The organism is Streptomyces sp. R41 (assembly GCF_041053055.1).
Lineage (GTDB): Bacteria > Actinomycetota > Actinomycetes > Streptomycetales > Streptomycetaceae > Streptomyces.
Genome location: NZ_CP163443.1, coordinates 3515608 through 3541680, shown reverse-complemented (window position 1 = coordinate 3541680; position 26073 = coordinate 3515608). Strand labels below are relative to the sequence as shown.

18 protein-coding genes are annotated in these 26073 nt (G+C 71.1%); 6 read left to right on the top strand and 12 right to left on the bottom strand.

The window, feature by feature from the left end:
* Window positions 1-35: 35 nt before the first annotated feature.
* The 8 genes from fxsT to AB5J53_RS16435 all read right to left on the bottom strand — a co-directional run bounded on the left by fxsT (window position 36) and on the right by AB5J53_RS16435 (window position 12275).
* Window positions 36-3971 carry an FxSxx-COOH system tetratricopeptide repeat protein gene (gene fxsT / locus AB5J53_RS16470; protein WP_369246408.1) on the bottom strand — a complete coding sequence of 1312 codons (3936 nt, stop codon included), beginning with the start codon at window positions 3969-3971 and terminating at the stop codon, window positions 36-38.
* Window positions 3968-5293 (bottom strand): TIR-like protein FxsC, encoded by a 1326-nt coding sequence (locus AB5J53_RS16465; RefSeq protein ID WP_369246407.1) that lies wholly within the window; start codon window positions 5291-5293, stop codon window positions 3968-3970. The genes fxsT and AB5J53_RS16465 overlap by 4 nt, the downstream gene beginning before the upstream one ends.
* Window positions 5294-5391: 98 nt before the next feature.
* Window positions 5392-6099 carry an AAC(3) family N-acetyltransferase gene (locus AB5J53_RS16460; protein ID WP_369252267.1) on the bottom strand — a complete coding sequence of 236 codons (708 nt, stop codon included), beginning with the start codon at window positions 6097-6099 and terminating at the stop codon, window positions 5392-5394.
* 58 nt (window positions 6100-6157) lie between these two features.
* Complete coding sequence (fxsB, locus tag AB5J53_RS16455) at window positions 6158-8317, bottom strand: radical SAM/SPASM protein FxsB, inactivated metallohydrolase extension form (protein ID WP_369246406.1); 2160 nt, start codon at window positions 8315-8317, stop codon at window positions 6158-6160.
* A 619-nt stretch (window positions 8318-8936) separates the two neighbouring features.
* Window positions 8937-10418, bottom strand: coding sequence for a GAF domain-containing protein (locus AB5J53_RS16450; protein ID WP_369246405.1), 1482 nt, complete (start codon window positions 10416-10418; stop codon window positions 8937-8939).
* Window positions 10419-10443: 25 nt separating this feature from the next.
* Window positions 10444-11481 carry a rod shape-determining protein gene (locus AB5J53_RS16445; protein WP_369246404.1) on the bottom strand — a complete coding sequence of 346 codons (1038 nt, stop codon included), beginning with the start codon at window positions 11479-11481 and terminating at the stop codon, window positions 10444-10446.
* A 138-nt stretch (window positions 11482-11619) separates the two neighbouring features.
* Entirely contained in the window at window positions 11620-11931 is a 312-nt protein-coding gene (locus tag AB5J53_RS16440) for a hypothetical protein (RefSeq protein WP_369246403.1), read from the bottom strand.
* Complete coding sequence (locus tag AB5J53_RS16435; RefSeq protein ID WP_369246402.1) at window positions 11904-12275, bottom strand: hypothetical protein; 372 nt, start codon at window positions 12273-12275, stop codon at window positions 11904-11906. Before AB5J53_RS16435 ends, AB5J53_RS16440 begins: the two co-directional genes overlap by 28 nt.
* Before the next feature lie 288 nt (window positions 12276-12563).
* Here AB5J53_RS16435 and AB5J53_RS16430 point away from each other — a divergent pair, with 288 nt between their 5' ends.
* Window positions 12564-16190, top strand: coding sequence for a S8 family serine peptidase (locus AB5J53_RS16430; RefSeq protein WP_369246401.1), 3627 nt, complete (start codon window positions 12564-12566; stop codon window positions 16188-16190).
* A 66-nt stretch (window positions 16191-16256) separates the two neighbouring features.
* On the opposite strand, the gene AB5J53_RS16425 is transcribed toward AB5J53_RS16430, so the two are convergent.
* The 3 genes from AB5J53_RS16425 to AB5J53_RS16415 are packed head-to-tail and all read right to left on the bottom strand — an operon-like array spanning window position 16257 to window position 19878.
* Window positions 16257-17597, bottom strand: coding sequence for a carboxyl transferase domain-containing protein (locus AB5J53_RS16425; protein ID WP_369246400.1), 1341 nt, complete (start codon window positions 17595-17597; stop codon window positions 16257-16259).
* On the bottom strand, window positions 17590-19071 hold the full coding sequence (locus AB5J53_RS16420; RefSeq protein WP_369246399.1) for an acyl-CoA synthetase: 1482 nt from the start codon (window positions 19069-19071) through the stop codon (window positions 17590-17592). The genes AB5J53_RS16425 and AB5J53_RS16420 overlap by 8 nt, the downstream gene beginning before the upstream one ends.
* A gap of 57 nt (window positions 19072-19128) precedes the next feature.
* On the bottom strand, window positions 19129-19878 hold the full coding sequence (locus tag AB5J53_RS16415) for a metallophosphoesterase (protein WP_369246398.1): 750 nt from the start codon (window positions 19876-19878) through the stop codon (window positions 19129-19131).
* Window positions 19879-20379: 501 nt separating this feature from the next.
* Between AB5J53_RS16415 and AB5J53_RS16410 the strand changes: the two genes are divergently transcribed.
* The 5 genes from AB5J53_RS16410 to AB5J53_RS16390 all read left to right on the top strand — a co-directional run bounded on the left by AB5J53_RS16410 (window position 20380) and on the right by AB5J53_RS16390 (window position 24950).
* Window positions 20380-20907 carry a GNAT family N-acetyltransferase gene (locus tag AB5J53_RS16410; RefSeq protein ID WP_369246397.1) on the top strand — a complete coding sequence of 176 codons (528 nt, stop codon included), beginning with the start codon at window positions 20380-20382 and terminating at the stop codon, window positions 20905-20907.
* Between the two features lie 181 nt (window positions 20908-21088).
* On the top strand, window positions 21089-21697 hold the full coding sequence (locus AB5J53_RS16405) for a helix-turn-helix domain-containing protein (RefSeq protein WP_369246396.1): 609 nt from the start codon (window positions 21089-21091) through the stop codon (window positions 21695-21697).
* On the top strand, window positions 21694-22296 hold the full coding sequence (locus AB5J53_RS16400) for a toxin-antitoxin system, toxin component family protein (protein WP_369246395.1): 603 nt from the start codon (window positions 21694-21696) through the stop codon (window positions 22294-22296). Before AB5J53_RS16405 ends, AB5J53_RS16400 begins: the two co-directional genes overlap by 4 nt.
* Before the next feature lie 6 nt (window positions 22297-22302).
* Window positions 22303-23520 (top strand): MAB_1171c family putative transporter, encoded by a 1218-nt coding sequence (locus AB5J53_RS16395; protein ID WP_369246394.1) that lies wholly within the window; start codon window positions 22303-22305, stop codon window positions 23518-23520.
* Window positions 23517-24950 (top strand): NAD(P)/FAD-dependent oxidoreductase, encoded by a 1434-nt coding sequence (locus tag AB5J53_RS16390; RefSeq protein WP_369246393.1) that lies wholly within the window; start codon window positions 23517-23519, stop codon window positions 24948-24950. The genes AB5J53_RS16395 and AB5J53_RS16390 overlap by 4 nt, the downstream gene beginning before the upstream one ends.
* On the opposite strand, the gene AB5J53_RS16385 is transcribed toward AB5J53_RS16390, so the two are convergent.
* A complete protein-coding gene (locus AB5J53_RS16385; protein WP_369246392.1) occupies window positions 24943-26028 on the bottom strand; it encodes a MerR family transcriptional regulator in 1086 nt (361 codons plus the stop codon). The two genes, AB5J53_RS16390 and AB5J53_RS16385, sit on opposite strands and share 8 nt — an antisense overlap.
* Window positions 26029-26073 lie beyond the last annotated feature (45 nt).

The following is a 26073-nucleotide window of genomic DNA, read 5'->3' as shown; positions in this document are numbered from 1 at the left end:
CGGGGAACTGCGCGAAAAACCCGACCCCCAGCCCCTCACACCGCCAGCGGCTCCAAGTCCCGGTAAATGCGGCGCTCGTCCGCCGCCACCCGGGTCATCCCGTTGTCGTCGCCCAGCAGCGTGCGCAGTTCGCCGAGGGCTTCGTCACGGAGGCGGCGGGCCTCGTCCTTGTGGCCCAGCGCGGCGAGCGTGAGCGCGGAGTTGGTGACGATGGCGAGGGTTTCCGGGTGGTGGGCTCCGAGGACCGCACGGAGTTTGACGACCGCGTTCTCCTCCAGCTTGCGGGCCTCGGCGAGGCGGCCCTGGTCGGCGAGGACGTTGGCGTAATTGATGCCGGTGAAGAGGGTGTGCGGGTGCTGTTCGCCGAGTACCTCGCCCATGCGGCGCAGGACTTGGCGGAAGACGGTTTCCGCTTCCTCGGTGTCGCCGCAGCCCCAGTGGAAGATGCCGAGGTTGTTCAGCGCGGCCTGGGTGTAGGGGTGGGCCTCACCCGGGACCTTCATGTACTCGGCCAGCGCCTCCCGGGCGACCTCGCGCGCGGCCTCCCGCTCATCCGCGGCGAACAGATCGGCCGCCATGTTCAGATCGCAGGCGAGCGAGTCGGGGGTCGACGTCGGGTACTGCGCCCGGTACTGCGCGCGCGTCGCCGTCGTCAGCCGGCGCGCGTCCTCGAACTGTCCCGCCCTGCGCAGCGACACGGCCAGTGACTTGGCGCAGCTCAGCGTGCCGGGGAACTCCTTGCCGAGGATGCGCTTGTGCGCGTCGTAGGCGCGGGAGAGGAGGGAGACCGATTCCGTGTAGCGGCCGACCTCCCGTAGGTCGCGGCCCAGGCGCGCGGCCGACGCCAGCGTGTACGGGTGGTCGGGGCCCAGCACCTCGATGCGGCGGTCGTAGGTGTCCTGGTCGAGGACGCGGGCCTCGCCGTAGCGGCCGACCATGCGCAGCGCGAGCGCGAGATTGTTGGCGGCGCTGAGGGTGCGGCGGTGCGACTCGTGGAAGATCTGGCTGAAGCCTTCGTGCGCCTCGCGCGCGAACTCCACCGCAGACCCGTACACACCGAGCGCCGCGAGGTCACTGGCGAGGCCGGACATGGTCACGTAGGTGTGCGGGTGCGAGGGGCCGAGTACCCGCTTCTGGCGTTCGAGGAGTTCGGTGTTGATCTCCCGGGCCTCCACGTAACGGCCCTGCGAGCGCAGCACGTTGCCCAGCTGGCAGCGCAGATACAGGTACTGCACGTCGTCCTCGCCGAGTATCGGCTTCCAGTGGTCGAGGAGCTCCTCGGCGAGTGCCTGGGCGCCGGGGAACTCACCGCGCTTCCACAGATAGCGGACGCGGTCGATGAGCAGCCTCCGGGTCTCCGCCTCGGTGCAGTTGCGGGCGTCGGAGGCGCTCAGGTGCGGCCAGATGACCGCGAACCGCGGCCAGGTCTCGGGGTCGTCGATCGGCTCGTCGCCGTCGGGCCGGCAGCCCGCGAGCACCGTGTGCACGACATGCCGGGCGTGCCGCTGCTCCTCCTCGGTCAGCTGCGAGCGGATCACCGCCTGGACCAGCCGGTGCACCTGGATGCTGTTGCTGACCTGGTCGACCTTGGCGAGCGCGAACCGGCCGATCTCCCGGATCACCCGGCCGAGCAGCAGACTCTCCTGGAGGGCGGGGTCGTACGGCTTGAGGGCGTCGATCATCTCCTTGCTGTAGAGCAGGTGCGAGGAGATCGGTTCGGCGGCCAGGAACGCGCAGAGCTGCAGCAGTCGTACGGAGGCCGGGGAGCGTTCCCGGAGCCTCGCTATGGAGATGTTCCAGGTCGCCGCCACCGTCTTGGGGTAGTCGGCGGGCTGGTTGAGGTCCAGCACCTCCGTCGTCTGCTCGGCCAGCTGCCGCAGGTACTCCTCGATCGGGGTGGCCGTCTCGGCGAGCCAGGCCGCCGCCTGTTCCACGGCCAGCGGCAGGTCGCCCACCGCGATCGCCACCTGGTCGGCCTCCTCGGCGGTGAGCCCCGAGGCGCGCCGGGTGAGGTGTTCCACGCTCTCCTCGCGCAGGAACACGTCGATGGGCAGGGAGGCGCCCTGCTGCGCCCAGGCCTGGTTGCGGGAGGTGACGAGGATGTGCCCGCCGCCTCCGGTCGGGAAGTAACGGGTGAGCCGTGCGGGGTCGTCGGCGTTGTCGAAGACCAGGATCCAGCGTTTGGTCGGCGCGCCGCGCCCCAGCATCTGCACGGCTTCCTGGCTGGCCAGGTTGATGTCCTCGCCGCCGGGCGCCCCGATGCGGGCGGCGAGCTCGGCGAGTGAGGAGACGACGTTTCCGGGGTCCTCGGCGGAGATCCACCACACGAGGTCGTAGTCCGCCATGAACCGGTGCACGTACTCCAGCGCCACCTGCGTCTTGCCGACGCCGCCGAGTCCGAACAGCGCCTGCGGCTGCGGCAGGACGACGGAGATGCCGCCGCCGAGCTGGTCGCGGACCCGGTCCAGGATGACGTTGCGGCCGGTGAAGGTGTTGTTGCGCTGGGGCGCGTTCCAGATCGCCGGGGTGCTGCCGGGGAAGCGGGGACCCGAGGGCCCGCCGTCGAGGGGCCGGCCCGGCAGCTCGAGGACGCCGAGCAGCGCGGTGACGCACTGGGACTCGTCGAGCCGGTGCAGATCGACCGGGTTGTGGTCGAGATACGACTCCGGCAGCCGGACCTCGTCGACCCGCAGCGGGATCAGCGCGGCACCCGGGGCGTCCGTGCCGGACTCGATGAGGGCGCGCCACACGGCGTCGGCGTAGCGGGACTTGCGGAAGGCGTTCGACAGCAGGACGAGGTTGTGCGTGGCCGGGTCCTGGTGCTCGACGGGTCCGGTGGCGATGTCGTGCGGGATGACATTGCAGCCGGCGCGCTTGAGGAGGCCCTCGGTCCAGTCGGCCCACATGCGGTTCTCGGCCGCGTACGTGATGACGACGTCCGCCGCGGTGGTCATCGGCCGCCGCCGCAGGAACGCGTCGCGGCAGCGCAGCCGCACCGGCTCCGGCACCGGGGGCAGCGTGGTGACCTCGCCGTCCGAGATGACCGCGGTGAGCCGTTCGAAGGCGGACAGCAGCGAGTTGGCGATGCCGCTCTCGTCGCCGACGGTGGCGAGCGTCTCCTCGTAGGCGTAGTACGGGCGGTACGGGATCTCGACGGCACCCCAGTACGCGGTCAGCTCCTCGCCGCCGAGCTCCTCGCCCCCGAGCCCCTTGGGCAGCCCGTCGAACTTCAGCCGGGCCAGCGCCCGTCCCGCGTCGACCTTCTCCTTCTCGCCCTCGTCGATCCGCATCGGCACCGGCAGCACGCGGATCTTGCGCTTGCGGTAGCCGTCCTCGACGCTGCGGGCGACGGCCGCCGCGCCGTCGAGGGACTGGTCGCTGAGCGTGAAGCAGTCCACGAGTACGTCGGGCATCTGCATGGTGCAGATGTCGGCGTTGTCCGAGAGCCCGGTCCGGCTGTCGATCAGGACGTAGTCGTACGAGGCCTTCATGTCGTCGCGCAGCGCGTCGAGGAACAGCCCGCCGCCCAGCCGCTCGTAGAAGTTGTCCCACTCGAAGGAGGACACGGTCGCGGAGTACGAGCGGTCCTGGCGCCCGGCGGAGAGGAAGTCGAGCGAACCGCCGTCCACGAAGCGCAGCCCGAGCCGCTCGGGGGTCAGTGAGATGGCGTGCTGCTCCACCCGCGCGTAGTCCAGGTGCCAGGCGCCGGAGCGCTGGGTTCCGGTGGTCGCGGCCCAGGCGTACTCGTTGATGATGTCGATGACACCGGTGGTGGCCGCGAGCGCGTTGGGGTCGAGGAAGGGGTGGAAGAAGCGGTGCAGACCCGGAGCCTCCAGGTCCCAGTCGACGGCCAGGACGCGTTTGCCGTTGGCGGCGAGGATCCACGCGGTGTTGGCCAGGGCCATCGTCCGGCCGGTGCCCCCTTTGTACGAGTAGAAGGTGATGATGCGTCCGTCCTGCGCGGCCGTCATGCTTCTTCTCCTCCGTGGTCGGATCCGCCTTCGGGCAGCGGCGGGTGGGTGGGGCCCGTGGTGGGGCCCATCAGACGGGGCCTGCGGATCGGCGGGCCCGGGGGCGGATGCGCCTCGGCGTGCTTGAGGTACTGCCGGGTCGCGTGCGCGACGACGGCCGGCAGGACGTCGGTGAAGGCCTTCAGAGTGGGTACGCCGTTGACGGCGACCCGGCAGTCGGTGCGCCGCCCCCGGTCCAGGATCAGCGGCAGCGTCCGCTCCAGGTCCGCCGCGAGCTTGCGGCCCTCCTCGCCGTGGCACTGGATGTCGGCCCGGTTCCAGGGGACGATCGCGCTGACCCAGGGGCGGGCGTTCGCGTCGAAGGCCTTGAGTCTGCGCGTGCGTTCCTCGTCGGTCAGCGCCCACCGGTCGATGAGCAGGATGCCGGGGTGGCTCGGCGCCGCCTTGTCGGAGTCGTCCGTCACCAGGCTCTCGCCGGTGTCCTCGTCGTCGAAGGACGACACCGTGATCCGGTAGTCGAGGGAACGGATCAGCTCCTCGGCGAGCGAGGGCAGCGGGCGGGTCGACTCCGAGTGGTACGGATTCCAGTCCTGCGCGTCCTCGCCGTACGGGCGGGCGTCGCGGTGCTCGGGGATGCTGTGCCGGGTGGGCGCCGCCACCGTCAGATGGATGCTCCGGGGGCCCTCGCCGCGCGGCTTGAACGCGCTCGGCGTGCTCTCGTACGGGCGGGGCCTGCTGGACGGCAGCGGCGACTCGTGGGCGACCCGCACGATCCGCTGGGCGAGCCCGAGGACGGTCTCCTCGTACTCGTCGTGCAGCCGGTTGAGCTTGATCAGACCGTAGATCCCGTTGGCCGCGTACCGGTCGCCGAAAGCCCCGTGATCCACGTGTATATGCCGTACGGAGTCGGGGAGTTGGGCGTAATCGATATGCGTCCACAGTGCGGGGACGATGGCCGGCACGGCACCGGAACCGGTCGCCCGCGCCCGCAGAATACGTTCATTGAAAGCGAACCATTCCCGACCGCAACTCTCACTCGTGAAGTACCGCGGCGAGAACAGCGGCACGAACACCCGGCACGTCGCGAGATTCTCACTGAGCTTTTCCGGCCATCCGTCCCCCGAGCGCATCTCCCGGTCCATGAATCCGGCGGGCGCGCCCGCCGGAAGATCCGTGAGCGCCATGATGTGGTCGCACAGGTCCGTGAAGAGGACGTGCACCCAGTGATCCGGATCGCCGCCGCCGGGCCCCCAGGCCGGCGTGTGGGCGTAACTCAGGAAGAAATATGGCCGGTTGTCCGAAGCCCGTTCAGGTATGTCCACGCGCCCCCCTGCCTGTGGATGAGCCCCTACGGGATGTTCGGTTCACCTGGCCGGAACCCACAATCTTCCCGACCGAGCGCCCGCACGGGTCGCCTCTTTCACGTCAATCCATGGCGATATTCAGACATCTGGACACCGGCCTGGTCGACCGCTTCCCGCATCCCGAGGAGCAGTACCGCTTTCCCCGCCATTTCCCGTTCCGTCACGAGATCACGCGGCAGCCGCGCCCCGATCGCCCCGAAGTCCCCGTCGTACAGCACGATGTCCTCGTACGCGGTCCAGTGGCCCTTCTCGACCGTCACACAGTGGTACGCCCGTCGCGCGGGCGCGGGCCGCATCCGGTACTCGGCGAGATGGAACGCGCTGCACACCTCGAACCCCACGCGGAACAGCAGGACTTGGGCGTCGGCGGCGTACAGCCGCGCCAGCGGGGAGCGCTCACCGAGATGGCAGTGCGGATCGTGCTGGCCCAGCAGCTCCCCGGCCCGGGGGCCGAGCCCGGCCAGCGAGGTGTGCGGATGCCCGCTGCGCACGGCGCCCGGGGTGGTCCGTACGCACTCGGCGAGCACGCCCATCGTCGGGCAGGGCGTCGTATCGGGATCGAACGGGGGCGCCGACGCCCGGAACACCGCCTCCTCGTCCTCGGACATGCCGTCGGTGAGCGCCTTGTACGCCCGGGAGGTGAAGGAGTTCTCCGGCGAGAAGGCGGGCACGACGAGCGTGCCGTCGGGGCCGAGCGCGTCGAGCAGCGCGTCCCGTACGTGGGTGTCGCGCAGCCCCGCACCGCCGAGGGAGGCGTGGACCATGAGGATGCCGCCGGGGCGCACCCCCAACTCGGCGAATAAATGAGCCAGTTGGGTGCGATCAGTCACGGTGGCCCGCCCACTCGGCCCGCAGTTCCTCGGCCAACACCGCGCCCGTCTCGGTGAGTTCGCCCTGAGATCGGGTGGCCAGCTGCTCCAGGGCGCGGCCCGTCCGCTCCAGCGCGGCGGCGCGCGCGTCGTCGTCGCCCTTCCAGAAGGCGGCGTTGCCGAGCTCCCGGCTCGCCTCGTCGAGCAGCCGTCCGGCCCTGCTGCCCGGCACGTTCAGATCCGCCGTCTCCCGCAGCGCCGCGAGCCGCGCCAGACGTCCGGTGCGCGGCAGTTCACGCACGAACTCCTCCGGCTCGAAGTCGACGGCCACGCCCACCGCGCCGAGCCCGTGCGCGCCGAGCCGCACTCCGGCGCCCGCCACGAGCGGGGTGACCGTGGTGGCGAGCAGCGCGTTGACGTCGTCACGCCAGCCGGGCTCGCGCTCCTCCATCAACTCGTAGGCCGTGCACAGCCGTTCGGTGAACCTGGCGAGCTCGTCGGGGTCGAGGGGCGGGGTGACGCGGGCGGGGTAGCAGTCGCGCAGGGGGTCGGCGTCGTCGAGGAGCAGCGGGGTGCCGTCCGTGAGGGTCATGGGGTGCAGGGGGCGCCATGGAGCGGGGGTGTCCTCGGGGCCGCACTCCTCGCCCGTGGTGGTACGCACCCGGAGCCGGCCGGCGGTCACGGTGACTTCGAGGCGGCCCCCTTCCGGGAGCGCGAGGGTCCCCAGGGTGGGGAGGTGCAGCTCGGGGGCGGTCTGGTCCCAGGTGAGCTTGAGGTCGGCCCGTGCGCGGACGGCGACCGCGACGATCGCTGAGGCGAGCGGCGCCGGGGTGGTGACCCGGTCGTGCAGACAGTGCTTCAGCGCGGTGTGCAGATAGGGGTGGGCGAGGATCTCGTCGACCTCGGGCGTCGCGTCCGGCGTGCCGTCCAAGTACAGGAAGGCCCGCCACATTTCGTCCCAGTCCGGCTCTCCGGAGTGCCGGGCCACCGCGTGGGAGAGCGAGTGCCGATTCAACTCACCCTGAGCAAAACGGAGTTCGTCCCGGTCGCGGACGGCCGGGCTGAGGGTGTGGTCGGTGATGCGCTCGGCCACGCCGTCGACGAAAGCGCGCAGGTCGGAACAGAAAACGGACGGATTGTCGAAGCCGCGGCCGCTGCTGTACCGGTGGGCGTAGAGGCCTCCGCCGCACGATTCGATCACCGGGCAGCGGCGGCAGGTCGCGCTGACACCGGCGAGGCCCAGCTGGCGGGCGCGGACGCCGGGATGCCGCGCGAACTCCGCGAAGCGATGCTGGAAGACGTCGTAACCGGTCGCCGGTGCCCCGTCGTACGCCGTCTTCAGCGAGTCCGCCTGCTCGAAACTGCCGTCGGTCTCCACCACCGCGAGATCGCTCGGCGCGAGCCCCATCGCCTCCGTCAGGCTCGGCCCGCCCCGCAGGGTGCTGAGGACCGACTCGAAGGTCCGCACCGAGACGGTGCGCCCCTGCCGGTCCCACCGGTCGAAGATCTTGAGCAGCCAATCGGCGTACGCGGTGGGCGAGTCGACCGGCCTGGGCGGTGGACTGTCCCAGGTGGAGTGCGGCAGCAGATAGTCGATGCGGGGCGGATGCAGGGCAGCGAGCGCGTCGTGCACGGCGACGGGGTCGTTGACCACGTCCACGGTGCACAGCAGACCGCTGTAGAGATGCCGGTACTCGGGTGTGCGCAGCAGCTCGATCGCGCGCAGCACCCGGTCGTAGCTGCTGCGCCGCCGCCGATCGCGTCGGTGCCGGTCGTTGGCTGCACGGTCGCCGTCGAGCGAGATGCTGACCTTGACGCCGAATTCCTTGAACACATCGAGATGGCGCGTGTTGAGCTGCACGCCATTGGTGTGAATACGGAGATCGAGAGCGGTCACCGGGGCGATGGTTCGAGTGAGTTCCGCACAGATGTTTCTCATACGGACGGGACCCACGAGAAGAGGTTCGCCACCGTGAAGGATCACGGAAACGGAGGGTAGTTTTTGTTCTTCCGCATAGTCCGCGAATCGCCGGGCCACTTTTCCGAGCGTTTCTTCGGAAATGAAGGTCGGGCGGCCTTTCCAGCTCTGATCGGCATGCTCGTACACATAACAGTGATCACAGGCGAGGTCGCATCGACTGTGGATCTTGAGGACGAACTGCTGCAGCTTCACGGGGTGAGAATAGTGCCGACGGAGGGTTGCTTGTACCGCCAACCCCTTGATCGGTCAAGGCGGTTGAGGGCTCCGGCGCACGCGCGCGGGCGCACCGGGCGGTCGTCGTACCGCCGGATGCGCCCGTGCCGAAGTCTGCGTGATCTACGGCGCCTACAGCGCCGAGTCAAAAGTGATCGGCTTGACCGGACGTCGTCCGGGGATGTCCGTCACTCGACCGGCGGACCTCACGGCGGCAGCCCCGAGCGGGTCGATGGCCGACAGGGGCGTGTGCGGTCGGCGCACGGGCCTGGGGGCGGCGGAGTGGTGCGTCGCCGGCGTCACCGAAAGGTTCATTTTTTGGGACTTTCGTTGGGTTGAGTGACTGTCGAGGCGGAGGCTATCAGTTGGATCTCTGGTGCGGGGTTGATTCTTCCTAGATTTCATGCTTAGCGCCGAGTCCGGGTTTACGCAATCGGAGCGGGGCCGACAGTGTGAATCCGATTTCCCGGCGACGCGAAGGCTCGGCCGGGGAGACGTCAGTTCGGCGGGTGTCGGTTGCGAGGAGCGGTGACGGCTCACATCGCTGGTGCTCACAGCGGTGACGGCTCACCTCGGTGGTGCTCACAGCGGTGACGGCTCACCTCGGTGGTGCTCGCAGCGGTGACTGCCAGGTGACCGTGGTGCCCGCTCCGCCGTCCTCCGTGGTGCCGTCGTCGTGGACGGTCAGTCGGACGCCGGCGCGGCCGTCGGGCAGGGTCGCCGTCGCGTCGACCGTGACGTCGATGCGGGACACTCCGGCGCGGCGGGACGCGGCGGCCAGCGCGCGGCGCAGGCTCGCGAGCAGATGACCGGCCACGGACTCCGGGATACGGTTCTCCACGGCGCCGGTGAACCGTGTGGACGGCTGGAAGCCGAGCACCGCCGCCGCCCCGGCCGTCTCGCGCAGCACCTTGCCGCGGAACGTGGTGGGGGCGTCCGCCGGCGGCTGCTGCAGCGCGAAGATGGCCGTGCGGACCTCCTGGATGGTGGACTGCAGCTCGTCGACCGCCCGGCCGAGCGTGGCGTGCACGTCCTCGCCCGAGCCGCCGGATTCCATGTCGCCGCCGGCGCCCGCGCTCCTTCGCTGCGTGGATTCGAGCATCATGCCGGTCGCGAACAGGCGCTGGACGACCAGATCGTGCAGATCGCGGGCGATGCGGTCACGGTCCTCGTAGACCGCGAGGCGCTCACGGCTGTGCTGGGCGTCGGCGAGGACCAGGGCCAGCGCGGCCTGCGAGGCGAACTGCGTGGCCAGCAGCCGTTCCACGGAGGTGTACGGCCGGTCGCCGCGCCGGCGGGGGAGCGCGAGCGTGCCGATGAGGCGGCCGCCCGCCTGGAGGGGGAGCATCATGCTGGGCCCGAAGCGCGTCCGTACGTGAGTCGTCATCCGGGGGTCGGTCGCCGAGTCCTCGATGAACACCGGCTCGCCGCCGAGGAGTTGTTCAAGGACCGGGCTGCCGGGCGCGATCGTGGTGCCCACGATGTCGCCGGGGTCGTCAAGCGTGGACGCGGTCACGATCTCCATGCCGCCCTCCGCCGTCGGCTGGAGGATGACGCCCGCCGCGGCGTCGGCGAGGACCCGGGCCCGGTCGGCCACGGTCGTCAGCGCGTCGGCGGCGTCCTCACCGGTGAGCAGCGCGGTGGTGACGGCCGCCGCGCCCTGGATCCACCGCTCGCGCTGCCTGGCCGTCTCGTACAGCCGGGCGTTGGCGATCGCGATGCCCGCCTGGGCGGCGAGGACGCGCAGCAACTGCTCGTCCTGGTCGGTGAACGGGCCGCCGGACTTCTCGGCGAGACACAGGTTCCCGAACACCTCGTCGTGGACACGGATGGGTACGCCCAGAGAGTCGTCCGTCCGCCCGATGAAGCTCCTTCGGCCGGACTCGGGCAGCTCCGCCGTACCGATCTCCATCAGCCCGTCGTGCCCCGGGTCGACCACGCCCAGCGCCGCGTACCGGGCCCCCGTCAGCTCGGCGGCGCCGTCCACGATGCGCTGGAGCGTGGCCCGCAGTTCGAGGTCGGTACCGACGCTGAGGACGGCTTCCAGGAGGGCCGGGAGGCGGGGGACGGGGTCGGTCACGCGAGGCCCCTGGGACGCCGGGCCGTCAGCTCACCAGCGGGTCGAGAACCAGCGGCTCGATCTTGCCCTCCAGCATGTAGCCGAGCCCCTGCACGGCACACACGTCGGGCCGCTCGGCGATGTGTACCGGCATGCCTGTCGCGTGCCGCAGCATCTGGTCGAGACCCGGCAGCAGCGCGCTGCCGCCGACCATCATGATCCCGCGGTCCGCGAGGTCGGCCACCAGGTCCGGCGGGCACGAGCGCAGCACCTTCCCGATCCCGTCGAGCACCGCGGTGAGCGGGGTCTGGATGGCATCGCGTACGGCGGCGGTGTCGACCTGCACGGAACGGGCCAGGCCGGTCGCCACATCCCGCCCGTGGATCTCCGTCGACGCGGGACCGTGCGGAGTGAGCCCGTTCCCGGAGAGGGCAAGCTGCAGGGGCCGTACGGCCTGACTGGGCAGCATCAGCTCGTGCTGATGCCGCAGGTGCTGCACGATCGCGTGGTCGACGGCCTCGCCGCCCACCGGGATGCGCTCGGCGGTGACGATCGAGCCCAGCGACAGCACGGCGAGTTGGGTCGCGGCGGCCCCGCACACCATGACCATGGTGGCTTCGGGCCGCTCCACGGGCAGACCGCACCCGACCGCGGCGGCGATCAGCGTGTCGACCAGCTCGACCCGCCGCGCCCCCAGCCCCACCAGCGTCTCGATCGCGGCGCGCTGCGCCAGCGGGTCGGCGTCGTGCGGGGTGCAGGCAGCGGCCCGCAGCCGCGGCTTGCGGCGCAGCGTGCGGCGCACCTTGTCGCCGAGCAGATGGCGCAGCATGCGCTGGGCCATCTCGATGTCGACGACGGTGCCGCCGGTCACCGGCCGGACGACACGGATGTAGTCGGGCGTACGGCCCGTCATCTTCTCGGCGAACTCGCCGACCGCGATCAGCGCGCCGGTCTTCGTGTTGATCGCGGCGACGCTCGGCTGGTCGACGACCAGACCCGCGCCCTTCACGTACACACGGGTCCGTGCCGCGCCCAGGTCGACGGCGAAGTGACAGCGGCGCAGCTGCTCCAGACTGACGGTCATGGCAGTTCCTCCCGAGAGCGCGGACCGTGGGACTTCGCCGGGCGGCGGTCCTCTCTCGCATCGTGCGGTCACCGGGGAGGGGGCGCCTTTCCTGAGGGGCCGGGTGGGGTGCCGCTGGATGGGTGGTCTCCGGCGGACTCAGTCGGTACGGAAGGCTGTGAGCACCGGCTCCAGGGTAGTGACGGTCTGTTCGCAGCCCGCGCGGATCAGACGCCGCTCGATCGTTTCGTTGCGGGCGTAGCCGACGAAGGGGAGTTGGATGGCCTGCGCGGCGCTCAGTTCGGCGACGGTGGATCCGATGAGTACGGCTTCCGAGGCGGCCACGCCCAGCTCGTTCAGGGCGCGGTGGAGGCAGCCGGGGTTCGGCATGAGCAGGGTGAGGTCGTCGCAACGCGCGTGGATTCCGCCGGTCACGGCGTTGGTCAGTCCCCGGGACTGCAGATAGGACATGACAGCGCGGGGTGAGGTGTCGGCGACGACGGCGGGGCCCGGCCGGTGGCGGCGAGGGTGCGGACGAGGGTGTCCGCGCAAGTGATGGGCCCTGCCGAAGGGACGGCCCTTGCCTCGATCCGGTGGAGTTCCCGGCGCAGAGGGTCGCCCAGCCGGTGGTGCGAGAACGCGCGCAGCAGGTCGAGAGGGTTGGTGTATCCCTCCACGAGCTCCGAGGACGCGCAGTCCGTCAGCAGGGGCTCGCCGCTCAGGGCCTCCTCGGGATTCCGCAGTTCCACGAGGAGGGCGGCGAGCTCGTGAGCGGCCCTGTCGGGCCCCACTCCGTCCCACAGCGGCGTCAGCACGCCGTCGAAGCCCAGGAGTACGCACTCGGCGCCCTGCAGGACGGCGGTCAGGGACCGCTGTTTCGCCTCCGCCCTGCGCTTCCGGCGGTTCCTCGCCGGGTCGGGCGGCGGGGGCTGCGGCGGCGTGGGCTGTCCCGGTTTCTGTGGCTCGTACCCGCCTGTCCTGGCGGGAAGCCGCCAGGGCGCCTTCCCGCCAGCTCCCGTCGACTCCCCCGCAACACAAGCCCCCCGACACTCTTCGCAGCGCAGCGACACAGCAGCCCGGGCGTCGACGAAGAGAGGGCACACATGACCAAAGGACCAGCGAGACGCGGGGCCGGACTGATGTCGGCCGGGCTCGTGCTCGCCCTGCTGCCGATGGGGCAGGCGGGCGCGCAAGAAGCCGGCTCTTCGCCGACCCGGGCCGCCTCCGCCGCCCGCACCGTCACCCTCGTCACCGGCGACAAGGTGACGGTCACCGACCTCGCCGGCGGCAAGAAGACGGTCACCGTCGAGCGCCCCAAGGGGGCCACCGGAGCCGTGCGCACCCAGGTGGCGAACGGCGCCGTCTCCGTCGTACCGGACGAGGCGCTGCCGTATCTGCGGGCGGGCACCCTGGACCGGCGGCTGTTCGACGTGAGCGAGCTGATACGTCAGGGGCTCACCGACCGGAAGACGGACGAGCTGCCGCTGATCGTGACGTACGAGAAGAAGAGCAGCACGGCCACTCCGCGTGGGGCGGAGAAGACGCGCGCGCTGCCGAGCATCCGCGGTGCCGCCGTCGAGGCGGACAAGGGGCGGACGTTCTGGCGGGCGATGACCCGCCAGGAGGGGATAGGCAAGGTCTGGCTCGACGGGCGCGTCAAGGCCGACATGGCCGAGTCCAACGCGCAGATCGGCACACCGAAGGCCTGGGAGGCCGGGCTCACCGGGAAGGGGGTCACGGTCGCCGTCCTCGACACCGGTGTCGACACCAGCCACCCCGACCTGGCGGACAGGGTCTCGCAGACCAAGAGTTTCATCGACGGACAGGAGGTCGCCGACCGCAACGGGCACGGCACCCATGTCACATCGACGGTCGGCGGCAGCGGTGCCGCCTCCGACGGTACGGAGAAGGGCGTCGCGCCCGGTGCCACGCTCGCCGTCGGCAAGGTGCTCAGCGACCAGGGTTCGGGCAGCGAGTCGCAGATCATCGCCGGTATGGAGTGGGCCGCCCGCGATGTGCACGCCAAGGTGATCTCCATGAGCCTTGGTTCCACCGAGGCCAGTGACGGCACCGATCCCATGGCCGAGGCGGTCGACACCCTGTCCGAGGAGACCGGCGCCCTCTTCGTCATAGCCGCCGGCAACACCGGCGCCCCCTCCTCCATCGGCTCGCCCGGCGCCGCCGACTCCGCACTGACCATCGGCGCGGTGGACTCGCAGGACCAGGCCGCCTACTTCACCAGCGCCGGACCGCGCTACGGCGACAACGCGCTCAAGCCCGACCTCTCCGCACCCGGCGTCGACATCCTCGCCGCCCGTTCCCAACTCGTGGACGGCAGCGGCTACTACACCTCCATGAGCGGTACGTCGATGGCGACGCCGCACGTCGCGGGCGTGGCCGCGCTGCTCGCCGAGAAGCACCCCGACTGGACCGGCGCCCAGCTGAAGGACGCGCTGATGTCGACGTCGAAGCAACTCGACGCGTCCGCCTATGTGTTGGGCTCGGGACGGTTGAGCGTGCCCGATGCCGTCGACGCTGCCGTGACCGCCACGGGCAGTGCCGACCTCGGCTTCTACAGCTGGCCGTACGACACGAACAAGCCTGTCACGAGGACGGTGACGTACAGCAATTCATCCGACGCCGCGGTCGAGTTGCGCCTGGCCGTGCAGGGCGCCGCCGAGGGTGTCGCGACCCTCGCCGATTCCACGCTCACCGTGCCCGCGCACGGCACCGCCTCCACGACGGTGACGGGTGACGGCTCCAAGGCGCCCGTCGGCAACACCTCCGGGCAGATCGTCGCGTCCGTCGCCGGCACCCCCGTCGCGCACACCACGTTCGGGCTGGTCAAGGAAGAGGAGCGGTACACGCTCACCGTGCACGTCAAGGACCGGGAGGGCGCCGCCACCGCCGCCGACCTCGTCGTCCAGCAGCTCGCCGAGGGCGTCGACGCCTACCCCGCGCCGGTCGGTGACTCCGGCACCCTGAAGCTCCGCCTGAAGCCGGGGACGTACAGCCTCACGTCCTTCCTCGACGTGCACGGCAGCCACGGCCGGGACTCGCTCGGGCTCGGTTTCCTCGCGGCGCCCGAGATCACGCTCGACCAGGACCGCGAAGTCACTCTGGATGGGCGGCAGTTGAGAGAACTGAAGGCGAAGGTCGACCGGCGGACCGAGACCAGGCAGCTGCTGATGGAGTACGACCGGAACGCGGGCGGCTCCGACCTGTTCGGCGCCGTGCAGGTGCCGGTGAAGTACGACAGCGTCTTCGCCGCGCCGACCGCGAAGGTGACCAAAGGCGGCTTCGAGTACCGGACGGTGTGGCGGCTCGGCAAGCCGCTGCTGGAGGTCGACGGCATCGGTGAGGCGGTCGTCCAGCCGGGCGGCACGCTGATCGAGGGGCGGAGCAGGCTGCCGCTGGTCGATGTCGGGGACGGAGTCTTCACCGGCAAGGACGTGCGCGGCAAGGCCGTGCTCGCCCGGCTCGCCGACGGTGTCGAACCCGCCGCTCTCGCCCAGGCCGCTCAGGACGCGGGCGCCAAGGCCCTGTTCGTCACCGACGACACGGCCGGGCGGCTCAACGCCTGGTTCGGCACGGACGACAACGCGGACCGGCCGCTGCAGATCGCCACGGTGAGCGCGGCGGACGCGGCACGGCTGCGGGCGGCCAGAAGCGCCGACATGACCGGGACGCGCAACACCCCGTACGTGTACGACCTTTCCGAGGGCCACGCGGGAGCCATTCCGCGCGGTGACCTCACGTACGAGCCCGGCAAGGGCGAACTCGCCGTGCTGGACGCCAGGTTCCACGCGGCGCGGCCCGTGTCGGGCGGCGAGTTCCGCTACTCGATCACCGACGCCTTCCCCATCGGCATCGGCTTCCAGGAGCGGATCGACTACCCGGCCGAGCGGACCGACTATGTCTCCACAGGTGCCGGGCAGTTGTGGCACGAGTCCGTCGCCGTCGGGCCGGGCACACTGGAGGAACGCAGCGGACTGATCACCTACCGGGGCGGCACGCACTCGACCCTCGACTGGTTCAAGCCCGTCTGGCACCCCTGGCTCGGCACCGGACTCGGCTGGGGCCAGCAGCGCGCGGGCAACCAGATCCAGTTCAACACGCCTGGCTGGGGCGACTCCGGGCCCGACCACACGGGCTTCGGCGACGTGTGGAGCGACGACACCGGGATGACCCAGTTCACGGAGGTGTACCAGGACGGTTCGCTGGTCGACCGGCGGATGAGCTCCGGCGCGTACGTCTGGGACGCGCCCGCCGACGAGCACACGTACAAGGTCGTCACGGACACGACCCTGGACGCTGACCGCTGGAAGCTGTCCACGAAGGGCCACTCCGAGTGGACCGTCCGATCGGCGGCCACCCCCGAGGACCACTTCACCTTCCTGCCGCTCCTCAACCTCGGCTACGACATCGACACCGACCTCGCGGGCGATGTGCGCGGCGGCAGCCGGGTGCCGGTGGGGATCTACGCCGAGTATGTGAAGGGTGCGCCGGACACGGGGACCATCGAGGGCGGGAAGCTCGAAGTGTCGTACGACGACGGGAATACGTGGAAGGAGGTGCCGTCGGTTCCGCTCTCCGGCGGCAAGGCGTCCTGGAAGGGGACTCTGAGCGTGCCGCGCGACGCCGAGTTCATCTCCCTGCGGGCCTCGGCGCGTGACGACCAGGGCGGATCCGTCCGGCAGGAGATCATCCGGGCGGTGGGAGTGCGGTAACCGGCCCCCTGCGTGCGGGCGGCGCCGGCTTCCCTTGGGAGGGGGGAGCCGGCGCCGCCGATCCGTTCACTTCCCGGTGTTCTCCGTGATGCCCCGGATCACCCCCAGGTCCAGCAAGTCCTGGGGACGGATGCGGAGTTGGTCGGCCGTCGCTTCGACCTCTTCAGGGGACCGCTTCAGGATCGCGGCCGCGAGCTCCGGGGCGATGACCGAGAAATAACTGTCGGGCGTGGCCCAGGTGTTGCCCAGAGCGGCCAGCGCGAGCGCGCCGCCCGAGCCGCCCTCGCCGATCACCAGCGTGGTGACGGGCGTACGGGCGGTGGCCACCGCGGCGAACAGGTCCGCGATCGCCGCGCCGGCGCCCTGCCGCTCCGCGTCGGCGTCGTTGGCGGCTCCCGGCGTGTCCACCAACGTCAGTACGGGGATGCCGAGTCGGCCCGCGAGCCGGATCAGCCGGGCGGCGGTGCGGTAGCCGGCGGGCCGGGTCGCGGTCCCGCACTGGGCGGCGTAGGCGAGGGGCCGCCCGTCCCGCGCGAGACCGAAGCCGCACAGCATGCCGTCGTCCGTGCCGCCGCAGCGGTCTCCGCTGATGGCTGCCCGGCGTGTGAAGTACGCGTCCAAGTAGGCCTCGGCGCGAGGGCGTTCGGGGGAGCGGGCGCGCCGGACGGCGTCCCAGCCGCTGGCGGGGAGGTCGAGTGCGCCCAGGGCGGGCGGGGCGGGCGCGGCCTCGGCCGACGGCCTGGTGAGCAGGCCCAGCCACAGCGTGAGCGTGCCCCGCAGCTCCTCCGGTCGTACGACGGCGTCCACCGCCCCCGCCGCCAGCTGGGCCTGAGCCGTGTACGCCGCCGGGTCCGCGTCGGGCGGGCGGACCCGGGAGCCCGCGAAGCCCACCTGGACGCCGGGCAGCGCCAGGGTCACATCGGCGCCCGCGCCCAGCGTGGCCCAGCCGCCGCCCGTCGTCGGGTCCCGCAGCACGGCGATCTGGGCGAGCCCGGCCTCGCGGTTGAGAGCCGACTGATGGGCCACGCGCTGGAGTTGGCTGAGCGCGAGCATGCCCTCCTGCATCCGGCTGCCGCCCGTGGCGACGAACGAGACGACGGGGAGACGGTGCTCGCGAGCGTGGGTGTACGCCGCCTGGAGGCGGTCGCCGGTGCGCTCGCCGAGCGAGCCGCCGAGGAAGCCGAACTCGAAGGCGATCAGCACGGCGGGGGTGTCGCCGATGGCCGCGGTGCCGCAGACGACGGACTCCTCCTCGCCGGTACGGGCGGCGGCGCGGGCGCGCGAGTCGTCGTACCCCTGCCAGGAGAGTGGGCCATTGGGCTGGAACTTCCTTATGGGGGACGGGAGTTCTGTGAAGGTGTCGGCGACCAGGGCGATGGTCTCGCGCGCCGAGAACCGCTCAGTCACGCGGCAGCGCCCGCTTCAGGATCTTGCCCATGTCGTTGCGGGGCAGGGACTCGAGGAAGCGCACGGTGCGTGGCCGCTTGTGCGGGGCGAGGCGGCGGGCCACGTGGTCGGCCAACTCCGCTTCTGGTGGCGGTGATTGGGGGTCCGCGGGGACGATCCAGGCCACGATCCGCTCGCCCAGATCGTCGTCGGGCTCACCGGTGACGGCGGCCTCGCGTACCGCCGGATGCTCGAGCAGCGCGTTCTCGATCTCCCCGGCGCCGATCTTGTAGCCGCCGCTCTTGATCAGGTCGGTGGCCTTGCGGCCGACGATGCGTACCGAGCCGTCGGGGTCGAGGACCGCCATGTCGCCGGTGCGGAACCAGCCGTCCTCGGTGAACGCGGCGGCGGTGGCGTCGGGCCGGTTCAGATACTCGGTGAAGAGGTTCGGCCCGCGGACCTGGATCTCGCCGACGCTCTCGCCGTCGTACGCGCCCGTGGGGGTGCCATCGGTGTCGTACCCGGCGATCGTCGATCCGTCCTCCTCGACGAGCCGCAGGTCGACGCCGGACAGCGGCATCCCGACGGTGCCGGGGCGCGCCGCACCGTCCACCCGGACGCTCGTGATCATCAGAGTCTCGGTCATGCCGTACCGCTCGACGACCCGGCTCCCGGTCGCGGCCGTGATCCGCTCGTGGTCGTGCACGGGCAGCGCGGCGGAACCCGACACGAGGAGCCGCGCCCGGCCGAGCGCCTTGGCCAGCTCCACGTCCTCGGCGAGCGCCTCGGCGAGCCGGTGGTACATCGTCGGCACCCCGAACAGCATCGTCGCGCCGTCGTTCAGCTCCCGCGCGACGCCCTCCGCGCTGAACCGCCCCAGATGCCGTACTGACCCGCCGCGCCGCAGCGGCCCCAGAATGCCGAGGATCAGCCCGTGCACATGGAACAGCGGCAGTCCGTGCACGAGCACGTCGTCGCCCGTCCACTGCCAGGCGTCGGCCAGCGCGTCCAGGGTCGAGGCGATGGAGCGACGCGGGAGGACGGCGCCCTTGGGCGGGCCGGTGGTGCCGGAGGTGTAGATGATGAGGGCGGGGGCGGCGGGGTCCGCCTCGGCGGGCGGTACGGCCGTTCCAGGGATGTGCGTCTGGATGTCGATCCGCTGCAACGCCCGTACGGCCTCCGGCAGTTCGTCGCCCGAACCGGCGAGCACCATCGACGGCGCACTGTCGCCGAGAATGTGCCCGAGCTCGCCCTCGCCCGACTTCGGGTTGAGCGGTACCGCCGGCACCCCGGCGAGGAGGGCGGCCACGACACCGACGGCTGTCTCCAGGGTCGGTGTCGCCCATACGGCGACCCTCCCGGCACCGCCGAGCCGCCCGGCCAGTTCACCCGCCGATGCGGCGAGCTCCGCGTACGTCAGGGACCGATCACCGAAACGCAGCGCGGACCGCTCCGCGACCGAACCGCCCGCCAGGGCCGGGAAGAGGGAGGACACACGTACTCCTTGCCAGTAGGGGACTCTCTGCGGGCACTGTCACAACCGTTCCCGTTCCTACACGATGACGCTCCTGTAGTGGGTGGTGAGTCGCCCGTCCGCGTCCAGGACGTGGAACGCCAGCGCGGGCGGCAGGTCCAGGTGGACGTGGTCGTCCGGGTGGGCGCGGTGTTCCCACGGGAGGCGGCTGGTCGAGACGACGCCGGGTGCCACCAGGAGGGGGAGGCCCGCGAAGGTGGTGGCCGCCGGGGTGTGGGCGTGGCCGGTGAGGAAGGCGGTGAGATGGGGGTGGCGGGCGGTCAGGTCGGCGAGGGGCCGCTCGTCCAGGAGGCGGATGCCGTCGACGTACGGCATGTTGAGGGTGGTCGGTGGGTGGTGGAACGCGACCAGGACGGGGGTCGTGGCCTGTGTGAGGACGTCGTCCAGCCAGGTCAGGGTCTCGTCTTCCAGGTGGCCGTGGTCCTTGCCCGGTACCGAGGAGTCGCACAGGGCCAGGGTGAAGCCCGGCGCGTGGTGGACCTGGTTGACCGGGCCCGGCGCGGCGGGGCGGCCGAGCAAGTGCTCGCGGAACGCGGCGCGTTCGTCGTGGTTGCCGGGGCAGACCAGGACCGGGTGCCGGGAAGTGAGGAGCCGACGGACCTCCTCGTACTCGGACGGCAGGCCGTGGTCCGCGATGTCTCCCGTGACGAGGACGGCGTCCAGGTCGTGGGGGAGGTCTTCGAGGTACGCCATGACAGCCTCGGCGCGCTCGACGCTGCGGCGGTCGCTGTCGATGTGGAGGTCGCTGACGTGGGCGATCACGATCACGGTGGGGTCCTTTCGGGGCTCCGTGAGTCCGTGCCCGGGTGCGGGCGCCGGTTCGTCCACGGTACGGAGGTGGGTCGGGGCCGCGCCGGTACATCCGCCCGCATCCGAACGGATCGGTTGTGGGGTGGAAGGGTGCTGTCTTTTTTGGATCCGTCCGGATGCGGGCATTCGATGTACCGGCACGGCCCCTTCTGTGGGTGGGTGGCTGCGGGTCGGTGGTCGTCGACGGGCGGCTCCTTCTGTGGGTGGGTGGCTGCGGATATCGGGAGTCGTCCGTGCGTGGCTCCTATCGCGTGTGGGTGGCTGCGGATATCGGGAGTCGTCCGTGCGTGGCTCCTATCGCGTGTGGGTGGCTGCGGGTCGGGGGTCGTCCATGCGTGTTACTGGAGGCGGCACCCGTCCCGAAGAGAGCGGCACCACGTATGCGCCGGGTTGCGCACCCTCGCTGGCCGGTGAAGAAAACTGTTGGCCGCCCATAGAGGCCCTGGCGATACTGCCGTCATGGATCCGGTGACTTTCGCGACCGCCCGCCTGCTGTTACGGCCCTTCACTCCCGACGACGCGGACGCGGTGTACGCGGCCTGCCAGGATGTGGACATCCAGTACTACACGCCGGCGCCCACACCGTTCCGGCGTGAGGACGCCGAGAGATACGTCGAAGAGACTGCTCCCAAGGGCTGGGCCACGGACGGCGATTACATCCTCGGCGCCTTCCGCACGGACAACGGCGCTCTGGTTGGCTCCTTCTGTCTGACCAAACGTGACCGGGGTGTCTACGAACTCGGTTACTGGGCGGCCAAAGAGCAGCGTGGCCACGGGTACTCCGCCGAGGCCGCGCGGACGCTGTGCGACTGGGGCTTCACCGCGCTCCATGCGCATCGAATCGAGTGGTGGGCGATGGTCGGCAACGTGGCCTCCCGCGCACTCGCCGAGAAGCTCGGCTTCACGCTGGAGGGAACCCTCCGCAATCGCAGCATGGTCAACGGTCAACCGCACGACTGGTGGGTGGGCGGACTCCTGAAGCCCTGACTCCACGGCACCGCCGGCTGAGCCCTCCCCGCCTGCTGCCTCCGGACGCGGGCGCATATCCGCCGGCAACGATCGTTCTTGAAGCGGGAACGATCGTTCGGAAACCATGGCGCGGGCCGACCCGGCCACGTAGTCTCGGCCAACGCGACAACTTTATGAATCAACTGCCGGGAGCCCCTTGGTGAGTGAGTCCCCGCCGCCTCTCCCCGAGACACTCGCACGCCTCGACGCGCGGATCGCCGAGAAGCGTCTGGACCGAGGCGAAGTCCTCGACACGCGTGCCCTGTCGGGGCGGACCGCCCTCCCCGAGGGGGAGATCCGGGCCCTGCTCGACGGCGAGGCGCCGCCCGAGGACAAGGTGGACGACCGGATCCGGGGGCGGGTGCGCGCGCTGTACGAGGCGTATCTCGCCGAGAGCGGGAGGAGGCCCGCCGATGTGTGCCGGGAGGTCGCCGCCCGGCTCGGGATCAGCGAGAAATGGGCACGCTCCCTCCTCAACGGCGACAAGATGCCGAACGTGCCGGACCTCACCCGGCTCGCGGAGTTCTTCCACATCGACCAGGGCACCAAGTTCTTCACCGACCCGGCCGCCGTCGCCCTGAACGCAGCTCTTCAGCGCACCCTTCAGGAACTCGAAGGCGGCACGGAGGAGGGCCCCCTGCTCAAGTTCACGATCAAGCACGGAGTCGTGACGCTCGCGCTGCGGGGCAAGCGGCTCACGCCCCGCAAGCAGGAGGCGCTCGTGCTGATGCTCGAAGGCCTGCTGGGCGGCGAGGAGGCGGAACGATGAAGCTGGTCCGCAGGATTCGCGGGCTCGCGGCGGCGCTGCGTTCGCCCCGGGCCGACTCCGAGATGCGCGCCCTCGCGGTGGAGCTCAGCCGCGTACTGCGGAAGAGGATCGACACCCCGGTCGACGTACGGGAGTTGGCGGACGCCCTGTGCGAGGAGATGAGCAGGCGGCGTGACGGCCGTCCCGTCCAGCTGCGCTTCGAGCGCTTTCCCGACGAGATCGAGGTCACCGGCCTGTGGATGGAGTTCCACGACTTCGACCTCGTCATCATCGAGGAGCGCGCCGAGACCGTGCAGCAACTCGTCATCCTGGGCCATGAGTTGTGGCACATGAAGGAAGGGCACCGCGACCATCACGTCGACGGCGCGGCCGCCGCCGCACGTGCCCTCTCCGAGAGCCCCGACTGGCAGGAGATCGCCCTCACCGTCGCCGCCCGCAACGGATCCCACGAAGCGGACGAAGCCGAGGCCGAGGACTTCGGCCTGCACCTCGCCAGCGTCTTCCGCTCCTGGGTGACCGGCTCCCGTACCCGAGGACCCGTCGACCCGGTGGGCCGGGCCATCCAGGCGTCCCTGGGCTATCGCGGACCCCAGGACTGACCGGCGATGAATCCTTCCCGCTTCTTCGACGGCCTGTACATCTCCTTCTGGATACCGGCGGCGGTCCTGACCGCCGCCCTGGCGATCAAACTGCCCAGCATCATCAAGCTCTGGAAGGACCCCCTGCTCAGAGCCGTCGGCGGCCTGCTCCTCCTCGCCTGCGGCGTCTTCGTCTTCGCGGCGCCGCCCACCATCGCCTGGACCAACCGCGTCACCGGCGTACCGAACATCTCGGCGCCCCTGGTCTACAGCCTCATCACCGCGTTCTGCGGATCCTGTCTGCTGCTGATCACCGCCTGGCGCAACGGCATCTCCGACCGCTCGGAGACGACCCGCCGCGCCACGCGATGGGTGGTGAGCGTCTACTCGGGCGTGATCGTCGCGCTGTGGGTGCTGTTCGCGCTCGCCGATACCCCCGTCGAGCGGGTGCGGGACCTCGACACGTACTACGCCACCACCGCCTTCATGCGCGAAGAGATCGTGCTCTACCTGCTCGCGCACACCGTGGCCTGCCTCATCACCTACCGGCTGATCCGGAACTGGATCCGCACCGACGGCCTCGACATATGGCTTCGTAGCGGCCTGAAGTTCCTCGGCGTCGGCTACGCGATGAACCTGATCTACGACACCTCGAAGATCGCGGCGGTCGTCGCCCGCTGGACCGGCCACGACCTGGACTGGCTGAGCACGGCCCTGTCGCCGCCCGTCGCCTGTCTCTCCGCCATCCTGATCGCGGTGGGTTTCATCCTTCCGCACGCAGGCCAGTACCTGCACCGCCGCGCGCGCACCCGGCTCAGCCACTGGCGCCTGCGGCCCCTGTACCTGCTGACGCGCACCGTCACGGGCGGCCGGGTCCCCTTCAAGCTGCGGGCCACCCCCGAACTGCGCCTGACACGCCGCGAGACGTTCATCCGGGACGCGCTGCTCCACCTCGCCCGGTACATCGACGAGGACCTGGACCGACGGGCGTACGACGCCGCGGTCGGCCTGGGGCGCGAGGCCGGGCGGGCGAGGCCGCTCGCCCATGTCGTGGCGATCCAGGACGCCATCCAGACCAAACGACGTTCCCGGGAGGACGACGCCGACGCCCCTCTGGGCAGCCCGGACATCGAAGACCTGCTGGAGGGGATCGAGGCCGTGTCCCGGGCCCTCCGCCACACCGACGACATCAGGGCGGTCCGCGAGCGCGCGGCCGCCGCAGCAGAGAGCGTGCCCGCCCCATGAGTGCCAGCCCCACGAGCGATCGTCTCCTGAGCGATCGCCCCCTGAGATCCGCCGTCGTCCTCGGCGGCAGCCTCGCCGGACTGCTCGCGGCACGCGCCCTGGTCGAGTTCGCGGACGTCGTCACGGTCGTCGAGCGCGACGTCCTGCCCGACGGGCCCGAGCGCCGCAAGAACCTCCCGCAGGCCCAGCACGTCCATCTGTTGTGGTCCGGCGGTGCCCACGCGATGGAGGAACTCGTCCCGGGTGTCACCGGGCTGCTGGCGGACGCCGGGGCGCACCGGCTGCCGCTCCCGAGGGACATGGTCGCGCTGTCGCCCCAGGGCTGGTTCCGCCGCTGGAACGAGTCCCACCACATGATCCTCTGCAGCCGTGACCTCCTCGACGCGACGGTCCGCGCCCAGATCCTCGACGACGACCGCATCAAGCTCGTCGAGCGCGCAGAGGCCCTCGGCCTGGAAGGCACCGCGACCGCCGTCACCGGAGTCCGTGTCCGCAGCCATGACGACGCGGAGCGCACCCTCCCCGCCGACCTGGTCGTCGACGCCACCGGACGCGCCTCCCGCACACCGGAGTGGCTCGCCGCCCTCGGCCTTCCCGAACCGGAGGTACGGCAGGTCAACTCCGGCCTGGCATACGCCAGTCGGATCTTCCGCGCCCCGGAGCACGCACGGCATGGCTTCCCCGTCCTCAATGTGCAGGCCGCCCCGCGCGACGGCCGCCCGGGCCGGGCGGGTGTCCTGCTGCCCATCGAGGACGGCCGGTGGCTGGTCACCCTGTCGGGCACCCGGGGCGGTGAACCCACCGCCGACGAGGGCGACTTCGAGCGGTTCGCCTTCGAGGAGCTACGGCACCCCGTCATCGGCGAGTTCATCGCGGGCGCCGAGCCGCTCACCGGCGTGGCGTTCACCCGTACCACCGCGAACCGCCGCTACTACTACGAGCGTTCACGCCAGTGGCCCGACGGCTTCCTCGTCATCGGCGACGCGCTCGCCGCGTACAACCCCATCTACGGTCATGGCATGTCGGTCGCGGCCCAGAGCGCCGTCGCCCTGCGCGATGTGATCCGCCGCCGGGGCCGGGGCGCGCCCCGGCCGGCCCGCGTCCTGCAGAAGGCGGTGGCCCGCCCGGTCAACGCGGCCTGGGACCTCGCCACCGGCCAGGACGTCTTCTTCCCGGGCGCGACAGAGGCCGGCCCCACGCTCAGGGACAGGATCCTGGCCGCGTACGTCGACCGGCTCCTGTACACCGCCACCGGAAACGGCCGCGTCGCGCGCCGCTTCACCGACGTGTCCTCCCTGGAGCGCGGCGCGCAAGTACTCCTCGCCCCCGGCGTGCTCCTCGCCGCCGTGCTCGGCCCGCTCAAGCCACAGCTCACCGGGCCGCCGCTCACGGACGAGGAGTGGAAGGCGGCGGGCGGCCGCTCTAGCTGAACCGGGGGCCGGTGGTGGCACTGGCGTCCGCCACATCCGCGACCACACAACTCACGTTGTCCGGGCCACCGGAGTCGTTCGCCGTGTCGACGAGGGACCGAACGGCCTCCTCGGGTGCGGCACGTGAGGTGAGGATCCGCGCTATCCCCTCATCCGGTACGACACCGGAGAGGCCGTCCGAGCAGAGCAGATAGCGGTCGCCCGGCCGGGCGTCGTGCAGCCGCAGATCGGGGACGGGGGCGGCCGAGCCGATGCCCAACGCCTTCAGGAGCAGGGAGCGTTGGGGATGGGTGGTCGCCTCCTCCGGCGTGAGACTGCCCTCGTCGATCATCGACTGGACCACGGTGTGGTCGTGGGTGATCCGGAACAGCTCCCCGTCGCGGAGCAGATACGCGCGCGAGTCCCCGATGTGGACCAGCGCGAGCTGGGAGCCGGTCCACACCATCGCGGTGAGGGTGGTTCCGGCGTCCTCCCCGTCGGGGGCGATGTCCTGGACGGCCTGGGTGGCGCCCTGGACGGCGTCCTCAAGGAGATTGAGCACACTTCCGGCCGGGAGCGGCTCGTCGTCCAGGAACTTGAGGGCCTCCACCGCCGCCGTACTGGCGGGCGCCCCGCCGGGCCCGAATCCGTCGGCCACGGCGAGGACGCGGGTGCCCGCGTAGGCGGTGTCCTGATTGGCGGTGCGGACCAGACCGGTGTCGGAGAGAGCGGAGTAACGGAGCTCCAGCATGCTGGTGTCCTTCCCTGGGGACGGCGAGAGATGGTCCACGAGGAACGCCGCCAGATCCCGGCGGGCGACCGTATCGGCCTCGACCTGGGCCCAGTACGCGCGGATCTCCCGCGCGGCCGGCCCCGGCGCCATGGCGCACACCCGCCGGATCCGGGCGAGCGGCATCCCGAGCCGCCGCAGCCACGCCACCAGACGTGCCTGCTCCAGCTGCCCGACCGCGTAGTACCGGTACCCGGTCTCCGGGTCGACCCGGGCGGGCCGCAGCAGCTCCAGCTCGTCGTACAGCCGCAGCGCCTTCGGCGACAGCCGGCACGCCTTCGCGAAGGCCCCGATCGTCAGCATGTCCATGCGCCCACCCCGTGGTCCGGTCGTTCCTCGTTCCGCCATCGATGC